The organism is Kineobactrum sediminis (genome assembly GCF_002868715.1).
In the GTDB taxonomy this organism is placed as follows: Bacteria; Pseudomonadota; Gammaproteobacteria; order Pseudomonadales; family Halieaceae; genus Kineobactrum; species Kineobactrum sediminis.
The window spans coordinates 166,198-178,837 of the sequence record NZ_PKLZ01000002.1 but is presented as its reverse complement, the minus strand read 5'-3'; the positions used below and the strand labels follow the sequence as shown (position 1 = coordinate 178,837).

Annotated in this window: 10 protein-coding genes; 5 read left to right on the top strand and 5 right to left on the bottom strand. The window is 57.9% G+C overall.

Annotation, left to right across the window (positions count from 1 at the left end):
- Window positions 1-73 precede the first annotated feature (73 nt).
- Window positions 74-2,902 carry a S8 family serine peptidase gene (locus tag CWI75_RS04400; RefSeq protein WP_162299982.1) on the top strand — a complete coding sequence of 943 codons (2,829 nt, stop codon included), beginning with the start codon at window positions 74-76 and terminating at the stop codon, window positions 2,900-2,902.
- A gap of 10 nt (window positions 2,903-2,912) precedes the next feature.
- Here CWI75_RS04400 and CWI75_RS04395 read toward each other — a convergent pair whose 3' ends face one another.
- Window positions 2,913-3,374, bottom strand: a complete 462-nt coding sequence (locus CWI75_RS04395) for a hypothetical protein (protein ID WP_101520277.1) — start codon at window positions 3,372-3,374, stop codon at window positions 2,913-2,915.
- A gap of 63 nt (window positions 3,375-3,437) precedes the next feature.
- Here CWI75_RS04395 and CWI75_RS04390 point away from each other — a divergent pair, with 63 nt between their 5' ends.
- Window positions 3,438-4,538 (top strand): PQQ-dependent sugar dehydrogenase, encoded by a 1,101-nt coding sequence (locus CWI75_RS04390; RefSeq protein WP_101520276.1) that lies wholly within the window; start codon window positions 3,438-3,440, stop codon window positions 4,536-4,538.
- A gap of 50 nt (window positions 4,539-4,588) precedes the next feature.
- Here CWI75_RS04390 and CWI75_RS18305 read toward each other — a convergent pair whose 3' ends face one another.
- From CWI75_RS18305 to CWI75_RS04375, 3 genes are all read right to left on the bottom strand, one after another.
- Window positions 4,589-5,179 carry a hypothetical protein gene (locus CWI75_RS18305; RefSeq protein WP_155523005.1) on the bottom strand — a complete coding sequence of 197 codons (591 nt, stop codon included), beginning with the start codon at window positions 5,177-5,179 and terminating at the stop codon, window positions 4,589-4,591.
- Window positions 5,180-5,271: 92 nt separating this feature from the next.
- On the bottom strand, window positions 5,272-6,789 hold the full coding sequence (locus tag CWI75_RS04380) for a parallel beta-helix domain-containing protein (RefSeq protein WP_101520275.1): 1,518 nt from the start codon (window positions 6,787-6,789) through the stop codon (window positions 5,272-5,274).
- A 26-nt stretch (window positions 6,790-6,815) separates the two neighbouring features.
- Window positions 6,816-7,718: a cytochrome-c peroxidase gene (locus tag CWI75_RS04375; RefSeq protein WP_338152689.1), complete on the bottom strand. Its 903-nt coding sequence runs from the start codon at window positions 7,716-7,718 to the stop codon at window positions 6,816-6,818.
- A 479-nt stretch (window positions 7,719-8,197) separates the two neighbouring features.
- Here CWI75_RS04375 and CWI75_RS04370 point away from each other — a divergent pair, with 479 nt between their 5' ends.
- Together CWI75_RS04370 and CWI75_RS04365 are read left to right on the top strand one after the other, a co-directional pair.
- Window positions 8,198-8,593: a zf-TFIIB domain-containing protein gene (locus tag CWI75_RS04370; protein WP_101520274.1), complete on the top strand. Its 396-nt coding sequence runs from the start codon at window positions 8,198-8,200 to the stop codon at window positions 8,591-8,593.
- 36 nt (window positions 8,594-8,629) lie between these two features.
- Window positions 8,630-10,069, top strand: a complete 1,440-nt coding sequence (locus tag CWI75_RS04365; RefSeq protein ID WP_101520273.1) for an MFS transporter — start codon at window positions 8,630-8,632, stop codon at window positions 10,067-10,069.
- Window positions 10,070-10,111: 42 nt separating this feature from the next.
- On the opposite strand, the gene CWI75_RS04360 is transcribed toward CWI75_RS04365, so the two are convergent.
- A complete protein-coding gene (locus tag CWI75_RS04360) occupies window positions 10,112-11,164 on the bottom strand; it encodes a DUF481 domain-containing protein (RefSeq protein WP_101520272.1) in 1,053 nt (350 codons plus the stop codon).
- Window positions 11,165-11,272: 108 nt separating this feature from the next.
- Here CWI75_RS04360 and gor point away from each other — a divergent pair, with 108 nt between their 5' ends.
- On the top strand, window positions 11,273-12,631 hold the full coding sequence (gor, locus tag CWI75_RS04355) for a glutathione-disulfide reductase (RefSeq protein ID WP_101520271.1): 1,359 nt from the start codon (window positions 11,273-11,275) through the stop codon (window positions 12,629-12,631).
- The last annotated feature ends 9 nt before the right edge of the window (window positions 12,632-12,640 follow it).

Below are 12,640 nucleotides of genomic sequence, written 5' to 3'. Positions count from 1 at the left end.
AAATCGACTACACTGGTTCCCTGCCGTCCATACTAATGGCACCGTGCCAGACATGAAACCGGAGATGGCTGAAATGCTGTGTAAGCTTGCGGGGCAGTTCACTAGTGCTATCGGCCTCATGTTCCTGCTGGCTGCCTGCGGGGGTGGGGGCGGAGACACGGTCCAGCCGGTGGTGGAACCCAACGAACCGCCACTCGCCAATGCCAGCGCACCGACAAGCGCAACGCCCGGGGCAACGGTGGTTCTGGACGGCAGCGCTTCCAGCGATAGCGATGGCCGCATCATCAGCTACCAATGGCAGCAGGTGGACGGCCCCGCAGTCGTGCTGCAGGGCAGTGACAGCCCCCAGGCCAGTTTCACCGCGCCCCAGGTTGGCGCGAACACCTCCCTGGCGTTTTCACTGACGGTCACCGACAACGACAATGCCGAGGCCAGCATCACCGTCACGGTCACCATTACCGGGGATAGCAACGATGTTACTTTCAGCCTGAGCGGCAGCGTGCTGGCCTCGGCCAACCACGCCGTCGACGGCGACACCAATGACCCATCCACTCTGCTTACCCCGAATGACACCCTGGCAAGCGCACAACCACTGGACAACCCGATCACACTGGGTGGCTATGTCAATGAACCCGGCAGTGGTGATGAGGGCCGCTCCCGGGTTGAAGGTGATATCGACGACTACTACCGGGTGGAGCTGCTACAGGGACAATCCGTAACACTGCTGGTAGCCGATTTCGAGGATGCCGATGCAGACCTGTACCTACTCTCTGAAGCGGGTGACGTAGAAGATTTCTCCATTGAAACCGGGGAAATCGAATCGGTAACAGCACCAGCCACCGGCACCTATTTTATCAATGTAACCCTATTCGAAGGCGCCACCAATTATATTCTGGCGGTGGGAAGCCAGGCACTTGCCGTACAGGGGGTGGAACCCGAAATCGTGGTCGGCGAAATCGTAGTGGAGTATGTGAACAACAATTATGACGCCCTGCCCCAGGACATGGGCATGCAACAGCGCGCCGGCGGCGCCGGGCGGGCCCGCCTGCTGGCACTTCGGGAAGGGATGGCCGAGCAAAGGCGCCTGGGACGGGCCAGCAAGCGCAAATACCAGTTTACCGATCAACGGCGGCAACAGCGCTGGGAAACACTGCTCAGCGTCAAGTCACTGCGCCGCACGCCAGGCGTACGTTACGCTGAACCCAATTATCGCCTGCATTCAACTTTTGACCCTGACGACAACCTGTTTCCGCTGCAATGGCACTACTCACTTATCGCCCTGCCGGCTGCCTGGGACACCACGACCAGTGACGCCTCGGTTATTGTCGGGGTCGTGGATACTGGCATTCTCTCCGGGCACCCCGACCTGTCCGGGCGACTGGTAGCTGGCTATGACTTCGTACGCGACCCGCAGGTGGCGGCTGATGGCGATGGCATTGACCCGAATCCCGAGGACCCGGGCAACAGCGACAACCCCGCCGCCAGCAGCTTTCATGGCACTCACGTCGCGGGCACCGTTGCCGCTGCCGGCAACAATCGCATCGGCGTCACCGGCAGCGCATGGAGCAGCCGGGTTATGCCCTTGCGCGGCCTCGGTAACGATGGCGGCACCTCCTATGATGTTGCACAGGCGGTGCGCTTCGCCGCCGGCCTGCCGAATGATTCGGGAACCGTACCGGTACAGCCAGCAACCATTGTTAACCTGAGCCTTGGCGGCGGCGGCTTCAGCCAGATTGACCAGGACCTGTTCCTTACTTTGCGCGATCGTGGCATTACCATTGTTGCCTCTGCCGGCAACCAGGCCAGTACTGTCCCGAGCTATCCGGCCGCCTATAACGGGGTGATTTCCGTGTCTGCAGTTGATGGGCAGCGGCGGATCACTGGCTACAGTAACCGCGGTGTCACTATTGATGTCGCTGCACCCGGCGGCGACAGCAGCACTGACTTTAATGGTGATGGTTACCCCGACGGGGTCCTCAGTACCGGTGGCCGGGCCGGCGATATCGGCATTGAATTCGCGTACGTGTTCTTGAGCGGCACCTCTATGGCCGCGCCACATGTTGCAGGCATTATTGCCCTGATGAAATCGGTAAACCCCGCGCTCTCCCCGGCCGAGATTGATACCCTGCTCGCCAGCGGTGCACTCACCGATGATCTTGGCGAGCCGGGTCGAGATGATTTGTATGGTCATGGCCTGATCAATGCCCGCCGTGCAATTGACGCCGCACTGGCAAGCAACGGCGATGAATTCAGGCCCCCCGCCCTGTTGGCGGCCTCTGCCACCACACTCAATTTCGGCGCCACCACGGACACCCTGGAACTGGTACTCAGAAATGGTGGCGGCGATGAGCTCAGCGTACTGGAGGTCAGTGATGACGCGGACTGGCTGCTGGTAACGCCAACACGGACAGACAGCGATGGCCTTGGTCTTTACACGTTGCAGGTTCAGCGGCAGGGACTGGCAGACGGCCTTTATGAGGCCACCGTTACCGCCCGCTCCACCGCCAATGCACTGCAAGTGCGGGTATTGATGTCTGTGGGTGACGCTGCCGGGTCGGATGTTGGTACGGTTTATATCCTGGTGTTTGACCCGGCCACGGACAGTGTTGTCGACCAGTTTGCCGTGCGTGTTGCAGAGGGCCGCTATCGCTACACTTTTCCGGCATTGCCCGCGGGCGAATACCAGATATTCGCCGGCTCCGATGCCGATAACGACCTGTTCATCTGTGATGCGGGAGAAGCCTGCGGCGCCTGGCTGACCATTGACCAGGTAGGCCTGATCACACTTGACCGGTCTCGCAGTGATGTGGACTTCCCGATCGAGTATCAGATTACGCTGCCCAATCAACCTGCCGCCAATGTGAGCCGCAGCAACCAGGGCATCCCGCGTCGCCACGAGTAAAGCCGTTACACTATGGCCCTGGCGACTCCAGCTTCAGCCGCCCCGGACGGCTTATGTAGCTGTATAAAAAACCGCCTACTGCCCCTGCGCAGCCCTGCATCAACAGGCCGGGCCACTCGCGGGCAGCCGCTATCGGCCATACACCCAGCACCTGGCGCATAATCAGGTGCAGCGCGACCAGCGCGACAAAGCCGGCGAGCGTAAACCAGAATGTCCGTGAGCCCGGAACCACTGGCCACCGGGCCAGCCCCGCGGCCACCGGCAACGCAATAATGAATGCCACCAGAATCAGCAACAGATAGCTGGTCGCCATACCAAGCAAGTCATGCAGGCTCGCGTGCAAACGTGTTGTCAGTGAGATGTCCACGCCCATCGAGGCAAGGTTTGCGAGTACCAGCTGTGTTGCCAACAGGCTACCAATCACATACGCCGCGATTACCGCCGGGAAAAATCCACTCAGTACCCGAATCATTGAACCCTACCTCTTCACCAACAAGTCTTTATAATGAACCTAACCTCCGTAAAGGAAAAGCCCATGCACACACCCTCCCTGATCGCCCGCACTTTTTCGGCACTGCTGTTACTAACAAGCGTTGCTGTTGCCGCTGCCGACTATACGCTGGAAACGATTGCCGACGGGCTGCACCACCCCTGGTCAATAGCACAATTACCGGATGGGGACTTCCTGGTTACGGAGCGCCGCGGCAAGCTGTTACTCATCGCGGAAGACGGCACTTCCCGCACTAACGTCAGCGGGGTACCGGATACCCTGGTTGGGGGCCAGGGCGGCTTTTTTGATATCGTCCTGCATCCGGGTTTCAGTGACAACAGGCTGGTTTATCTCGCCTATGCGCGCGGCACACCGCAGGCGAACGGCACTGCAATCATGCGCGCACGACTGGAGGGTACCGCGCTGCTCGATGCCGAGGACATTCTCTGGGTAAAAGACAAGAAGGATACTGTCCAGCACTACGGCGGCAGGTTGCTGTTTTTACCCGACACTACGCTGCTGCTGGCAACCGGTGACGGCTTCGATTACCGGGACCAGGCCCAAGTGGTCAGCAGCGAACTGGGCAAGGTCCTGCGTATCAATGATGATGGCAGTGTACCCGCGGACAATCCATTCAGTGAACCCGGTAGCGAACGCGTCTGGACGCTTGGCCACCGCAATCCCCAGGGCCTGGCACTGGCCGGGGACAGCAAAACCGTCTACCTGCACGAGCACGGCCCCAAGGGTGGAGACGAAGTCAATGTGCTCAGCCCCGGCAACAATTACGGGTGGCCTGTAGTGACTTATGGCCTCGACTACAGTGGCGCTTATGTATCGCCCTTCACGGAACTGCCCGGAATGACCGGGCCAGTGCATTATTGGGTACCCAGTATCGCGCCTTCCGGACTGGCCTGGTACAACGGCGAACACTTCCCCGAGTGGCGGGGACAACTACTGGTGGGAGCGTTGGTAGACAAGGAAGTTCGTTTGCTGAAACTCGACAAGGGCGAGGTAGTAGCGGAAGAGGGTCTCTTTCAGGAAGCTGGCGAACGAATCCGCGATGTATATATGGGCAATGACGGCCACATATACCTGTTAACCGACCACGAAGACGGCAGGCTTATACGCGTTTTACCGACACGCTGATTTCTGCTGTCACAAGTGACAGCAGAAGCGGCGAGGTGGTTAACCGTGGCTCAGGACGTAGCGGCGGATTGCTCTTTTGCCGGCGCCTTTTTGGCTGCTGCCTTCTTTTTGGCAGGTGCCTTTTTCTTGGCGGGCGCTTTTTTCGCTGCTGTTTTCTTTTTTGCCGGTGCCTTTTTCTTCGCAGGTGCCGATTTTTTCGCAGCAGTCTTCTTCGCGGCACCCTTTTTCTTGGCCTTGGTGCGGGTTTCGGCAGTCTTTTCTACCAGAGCCGCCGCCCTGGAAGCAGCCTGCGCCCTGCTGGACTCCAGTGCCAGGTCTGCCTGAATCGGCAGCAGCTTTTCCATGGAGGCGTAGGCAGCCTTGGCGATTCCGGCAACGGATTCCGCAAGTTCCCTGACCTGCTTAACCAGGTTGTCGACCTGCTTCATGTTGACGTTGCCGCTTTTGCTGCGCAGTCCTGCGCGCGCTTTCTTCAGGCGCGTATTCGCAGCCGTATGCTTTCTGCGTGCAGTCGCAAGATCTGTTTTTACCCGTGACTGGGTTTTCTCTGTTTCGGAGATGAGTTTTTTTTGCAACTGCTCAACTTTCTTATTTGCCTGCTCGGCCATCTTGACGGCCTGGGCCATTTCTTTTTCTAACATGGGCATGTGCTCTCTCTGAAGGAAACGGATACCGCTTTCTTAGTGTAGGCTTAATCACGCGCTGTGCAATGCCTATTTTTTGATCGAAAACACTAGTTCTGCAAGCGCAGCATGAAATTTGCAGCGGCGAGCCTTGTTTCGTAATCAAGATGACCCTGTGGCGGCATTTCGGGATAGTCGGGGCGCGTCCTTACAGGACTCGCAATATAGTCCGCGATACCTTCGGGATCATCCCTGTAGCGTACCTGCACCATCTGCACCGAGGGCCCGATCAATCTTGAATTATAGGCATGACAGCCCGCGCAAATTCCATAATAGGCCAGCTTTCCAGTATCCATCCCGGCAAGGTCACGTGGTGGCACCGGTTCCGGCAACATGTAAGTCGCAATATTGGAAGTGGTCTCAAAACTGCAGTCGCCGTATTGATCAAGGCCGATGGTTCGAAATCGTTCCGGGTACAGAATGCAGCCGTCGTCGGCCCCGGTGGTGTCGATAATATCAGGACCCCTGGTTTCCAGCATCGTCGCCAGGATAGCCCGCACCACCGGCGCCGGGCTGCCGCCGTTGTTGCGCATCACATTGTTGAGGATCACCGGGCGATTGGGCCACGGATCAGAATCGGGATCGGTGGCGGCATTGTCAGCCATACTGAAATCAGTAAGGATAATACCCACGGAATCGTTATCGGAAATGATATTGCCTTCTATCACAACGTCATCGCAGGCCATAACCAGCACCCCGGTACCGGCGGGAATATTGGCGACCAGGGAGCCCGGGATCGCAAAATTCTCGTGATTGTTGCCCGTTATGAAATTATTGCGGATCAACACATCGCCGCAGGTCTTGATCGGCAGGCCGGGCGTAATGAAAGCCAGGATGCCGCCGGTATTGTTGTAAACCGTATTGCCTTCCACCAGCGCCTGGCGACTATTTTCGATTTCAATACCGGCAACACTTTCAAATACCTGGTTATAAATGACATCCACGTTGTCAGACATGCCGACGTAAATGGCGGCGTCCTCAATTCCGGAAACCACGTTATGGGCAACGATACCGTTCTTGCCAAGCTGGGGAAAAATCCCGTAGACGCCGGTGTCGACAATTATGTTATTGCGAATAATATAATTGTTACCCGCCTGCCCCATGATCCCGTTGCCCTTGTAACGGGTGATATAAAAGTTCTCGATAGTAACGCCGTTACCGGAGTAGAGGATGGCGTCATTACGCATGTCCTCGCCCTGCAGCACAGGATACTTACCGCGCTCAATCACACCGGAGAGAGTAATATTGTCCTTGTCGATATAAACGGTTTCCCGGTAAGTGCCGGGCATTACCTTGATGACGGCACCCGGTTGGGCGCGGTTGATAGCGGCCTGGATCGACTCTCCGTCGCGTACCAGAAGCAGCTCACCGCTGGTTGGCGTTGCCAGGCTTCGTGCAGCCGACCCACGTTGTTCCCCCATTTCCTGCTCTCCCGTTGGACGGAAGGCTGCTTTTGTAGCCGCGGGGGCCATGATTATCGTCGGCCCCGGTTGCCGCGCCTGGCCAAGGTAAAAACCACCGGCCAGCAAAGCCAGCGCCGCTAGCGATAGAATCAGTTTCTTTATCATGCTGCCTGCTCCATTATTATTGTTGATCACTGTGGCCCGTGCATGGCCGAGAGCCCGGAGGGAAGTAGTGTCGGCTCGGCCGGTTTCAGGCTTTCGTCGGTGAGTGTATGCAGAAAATCGACCAGCGCGTCAATCTCTTCATCCCGCAACCGCGGCTCCCATATATGCCAGTGTATTTTGAGATCCTCACCCTCGGGTACCGCGTGTCCGCGCCCCCCGGTATAGAATGCCACGGCGTCACGCAGGGTCGCAAAGCGCCCGGAGTGCATGTAGGGGGCCGTGAGTGCGATATTGCGCAAGGTCGGTATCCGGAAGCCGCCACGCTGGCTGGGTTCGCCAAGGCTCAATTGGGCGCCGGGATCAAAGGGCAGGCCCTCCGGCTCGGGAGTGCCGATGACCGCAATCTGCTGGTTGGTAAAAAGCGGCGGGGTGTGGCACTCGGCACAGCGCGCGACAAAAGACCGAAACACATTCAGGCCCTCCTGCTCACGGGCGGTTAACGCGTCGGCATAACCGTGCGCATAGTGATCGTAGCGGCTGTTCAGTGATACCAGGGAGGCCTGGAAGGCGGTCAGTGCCGTATACAACTGGTCGAGCTGAATCCGCGCGTCATCTGCCGCGAATGCATCCGGAAAGGCCTGCGCAAACAAGCGGCGGTAGGCGGGCGTTCCGCGAAGGGCAGCCAGCAACTGCGCTGGCGTATTGGCCATTTCCCGGGGATCATACAGCGGGCCCAGCATTTGCTCCTCAAGGCTCGCGGCACGCGCATCCCAGAAAAACACCTGGAAAAAGGCAACATTCCACAAGCTGGGTGCAGAGCGATCCAGTCGTTGGCCTGAAGCGCCCACGCTACGCCCGCTGCCATCGGCAAAGCCACGGTCCGGCTGGTGGCAGCTGGCGCAGGAAAGGGTCTGGTCCGCCGATAACAGCGGGTCAAAAAAAGGTAGCGCCCAAGGTCGATCTGCTGGGGGCTGAAGCCGTCACGGTGTCGCGGCAGGCCTGTTTTCAATCCGCCGACACCGGCATCCTGCAGCGAATCGTAGCGCTGGTAGAGGCTGCGGAAATCACATCGTCCGGCAGTGAGCTCAAATCCCGGAGGACACCGATCACGCAGGTCGATGTTAGTCGGGATAGTCGCTGCAGCGTGCCCAACTGGCACCATCAGTAATAGTAACGACAGAACGAATCCCTGCATCAACAACTCTCTGGCAACACGCTTAATGCCTGAAAAATAGCAGCTTTCCGGGTACGATAATAGCGGCACCCCCCAGCCCAACGCGCGCAACCCGAACCCCGTTGCGCTGATTGCTGCACGCTGGGGGGGACAAACACCGTGGCCTGCGCTAGACTCGCGACTGGCTCAATCATGCATCACTATCAGATCAACCAGACGTAACAGGACAACAAGATGGAATATAACCCGGACGTGCACAGCCTGAAGTGCCCAAAGTGTGGACATGGTATGGAAGAAGTGTCCTATGGTGGCGTAACTATCGACCGTTGCACACATTGTCAGGGGCTATGGTTTGATACCGGTGAAGCCGACCAGCTGAAAGACAAATGGATGGGCGATGCACTGGATTCCGGCAGCTCAAGCGACGGCAAGAAATGGGATAAGGTAGAGGACATCGCCTGCCCACGCTGTGGCAAGGACATGGAAAAAACCTCCGACAGCCTGCAAAAGCATATCTGGTACGAGACCTGTAGTGAACACGGCATGTTCATGGATGCAGGCGAGTTCACCGATTATAAGCATGAAACGCTGGCCGATCGCTTCCGCAGCCTGGTCAAGGGCGGTCGTTAAAGGGGCCAACGTTATCATGGCCGCCTCCCTGATTCAGTGAGCAGAGTTGGAATTCGTCTCCTGTATGGTGCGGGAGGCGCAGTTGGTGCGGTCAAGGAAGCGGCCTACACCATGTTCGTACTGCTGTTTTATACCCAGGTGCTGGGTCTCAGCGGTACCATCACAGGCCTTATCATTGCCACCAGCCTGCTCTGGGATGGCATCTCCGATCCGCTGGTAGGCTCCCTGTCCGACCGGCTGCGGAGTCGTTTCGGGCGCCGACACCCATTCATGGCACTGAGCATCCTGCCCCTTGGCGTGGGTTTTCTGGGCCTGTTCGCGCCGCCGCAATGGGCGATTGACAGCAGCGGCCTGCTTGCCGCCTGGCTATTGTTCTGGTCACTGTGGATCCGCACGTTCGTCACCACATTCGGCATTCCACACCTGGCGCTGTCTGCGGAGATTACTTCCGACTACCACGAACGCACCCAGATACTGGGCGCGCGCATGGGCTTCATGTTTCTGTGTGCGGTGCTGTTGCCCGCCCTTGCCCTGGCCTTTATTTTTCCGGAGTACAGTGGTGTCGACGGTCGCTTCGAGCGCGCAAATTACCCACTCTATGGCCTGCTGTCATGCATCGTGATCTGGGTTATGGCCTCGATCAGCACTTTCGGTACGCGGCATTATATCCAGCCCGAGGTGGCCCAGCCCGGGGGCAGTCGCACCACGTTTATCGAGCTGAGTCGCGACTTGTGGCGCACGCTGGGTAATCGCAATTTCCGCTACCTGATCGCCTACGATCTCGCAGCGACATCCGCTTATGGCGTCATTGCCAGCCTCAATATGCTGGTGTGGACTTTTTTCTGGGAATTTTCCGCGCTGGAAATCTCCATTATCCTGTCGGTGCCCACCTTACTCGCCGTGGTTTTGGCGATGCTGACCCTGGGTCCATTGGGTCGTCTACTGCCCAAACACAGGCTGGTTCAGTTTGCGCTGACCGGTCTTATCCTCAATTGTCTCTGGCTCTATCCGCCGCAGCTTGCGGGTTGGCTGCCAGACGATAATCAGCAGCTGGCTTTCGTCCTCAATTTTATTTTCATGCTGATCTTCATGTACCTGTTTCTGGTACGCATCGTGAACAGTACTTCCATGGTGGCGGATCTCACTGACGAGCACGAACTGGATCACGGTGTACGCCAGGAGGCGGGGTTTTTCTCAGTGATCAACTTTGTCAGCAAAATGGCGACCGTCGTGGGGCCGCTCTATGGCGGCCTGGCGCTGGATGTCGTGGGTCTTGAAGCCGGTATGCGGCCGGGTGAAGTCTCGATGGGTACCCTGCACGGGTTAGTCTATGCACTCGGCCTGGGTGTTATCCCGCCGCTGGTCATCGCACTGCTGATTATTGCCCGGGTAACCACCAGCCAGGCGCATGTTGAAGCCATACAGACACAGATCAAGAGCAGGCGCAGCATGGAGGCAGCCGGCACTGGCGACTGACGCAAATCATGGGGGAAGCAGCACACAGCCTCCCCAGCGGTGCTACCAGGAGTAGCCTATGCGGAATCGGTAGGCCTGGTCCAGACTGTCCACTTCCGCTGGCAGACCGCTGTCATAGTCCAGCAAAATCTCTGCGGCAGCTTCAATTTGTGCCAACAGGGGAAACCCCAGGCCCATCGCCAGATGGAGAATGAATTCATCCGTTTCATCAAGATTCCAGATGCCGGTATGCCTCAGGTACAGGCGTGAGTCGCCGCCGAGATAATTACTGGACGCATTTACCGTCCAGTTGGCGCCGAGGTACTGCTCGTCCTCCGCGATAATGAAATCCTCATCCACCAACACCAGGCCCGCCTCGCCTGAGAGGTTCAGTACCGGCTTGCTGTAAAATTCGCGGCCCAGGTAGGGACCAAGATAGTAGCGCAGGTCAACATCGGCAAACTCATCCTGTTCCACAGAGGCGTTAATACCCCAGTACAAGGGGCCGTCGAGGAAACGGTCATATTTGCCGAGTATGGACCAGTTCTCGGCATTCCTGACTCCATTCGCTTCGTCTACCTCACCGCTCAAAAGCGCGGTGTAGCGGTCTTCGGTACTGCGCCAGGACGCATCGAGCTTGTAGTCAAACTCATCACTGTCGGTATTACCTCGTTGCAGGCTGAGTGCAGCGCTGGCCAGGCCGGTCCAGTTATACCCCTGCCCCAGCTCCCAGGGTGCCGGGTCGGTGAGCGCCAGATCCTGCAGAGGGTATCGGCTTGCAGGCGCCTCCGGGGTGGAGAGCACCAGCTCTTGTTGCTCTACGGCAATACCCTGGCTTTCCACAACCGTGCCGTTTTCAAGCAAGAGCACCACAGGATCGTGGGCCTCCATGCTGTCAATATGCTCGAGCTTGATACTGATGCTGCCTGCGAATTCGGTATCAATCTTGACCATACCATCGCGCACGCCGGTTATCGTGCCAAGGAGCCGGGAACCGTTTTTCAGTACAATTTCGTCCGCTTGTGTGGCAGCCGTATCGGCCTGGGCAATGAGTGCCCCCATCAACAGAAGTGGAGCCGCGAGTACGGGCACGGTTCTGTGCTTGTAAAGCGTCATTAAATTTCCTCAAATCAAAGGGCTAAGCCTTTATAATACCCGCTTTGCAGCGGTTATGTGTACATCGGAACACTGCTAGACTTACCGGCATTACGAGAGGAGATTGGTGTGAGTAGAAGGGATTACGACCTGTTTGTTATTGGCGCGGGCTCCGGTGGCGTGCGTGCGGCCAGGATGGCAGCGGGCTTCGGTGCCAAAGTGGCGATTGCTGAAGACCGCTATATGGGCGGCACCTGCGTCAATGTGGGCTGCGTACCGAAGAAGCTCTACGTTTATGCCTCTGAGTTCGGCAAGGCATTTGAGGATGCCCGTGGTTTTGGCTGGGACAGCAGCAAGCCCGCTTTTGACTGGGCAACTCTGCGGGACAACAAGAAAACCGAAATTTCACGTCTCAATGGTATTTACCGCAAGATGCTGGGCGGCGCCAACGCCGAGGTTATCGATGGTCGGGCGCGTCTGGTGGACGCCCATACCGTCGCCGTTGGCGACCAGCATTACAGCGCTGAAAAAATCCTCATCGCCACTGGCGGCTGGCCCCATATCCCGGTTTTTCCGGGCTCTGAACTCGCCATTACCTCCAACGAAGTCTTCGATCTGGACACCTTTCCCAAGCGTCTGGTGATTGTCGGCGGCGGCTACATCGCAGTAGAGTTCGCCGGTATTTTCAACGGCCTGGGCTCCCGGGTCACGCAGCTCTATCGAGGCCCCCTGTTCCTGCGCGGCTTCGACCCGGACATCCGCGGCCACGCCGCCCGTGAAATCCCCAAAACCGGGGTCGATCTGCGCTTCGAGGTGAATGTTGAGTCCATCAGCAAGGGCCCGGATGGCCTGGAACTTCAGCTCACTGACGGGAGTTCGCTTACTGCGGATGCGGTGCTGTATGCAACCGGCCGCGCGCCACACCTGGAGAGCCTGGGCCTGGCAGAAGCCAAGGTAGCCGTGACCGAGATCGGTACCATCGCCGTCGATTCGCATTTCTGCACCAACGTACCCAGCATATTCGCCCTTGGGGATGTTATCGGTGGCATGGAACTGACCCCGATAGCGCTGGCCGAAGGCATGTCCTTTGCACGCCGGCAATTTGGTGATCTCGACCAGCAGGTTGAGTACGACTTTATCCCTACCGCGGTATTTTGCCAGCCCAATATCGGCACCGTGGGTTTCACCGAGGACGAAGCCCGGGCACGGTTTGGCCACATCCGGCTGTTCAAATCATATTTCCGACCCATGAAACACACCATCAGTGGCCGCGATGAACAGACCTTCATGAAACTGATTGTGGAGACCGCCACCGACCGCGTGGTCGGGATACACATGATGGGTCCGGACGCCGGTGAAATCATCCAGGGTATGGCCATCGCCATGCGTGCAGGCGCAACCAAAGCCGTGTTTGACAGCACCATTGGCATTCATCCGACTGCGGCGGAAGAATTCGTCACCATGCGCGAGCCCTGGACTGAAGAATAGCCCTCATGA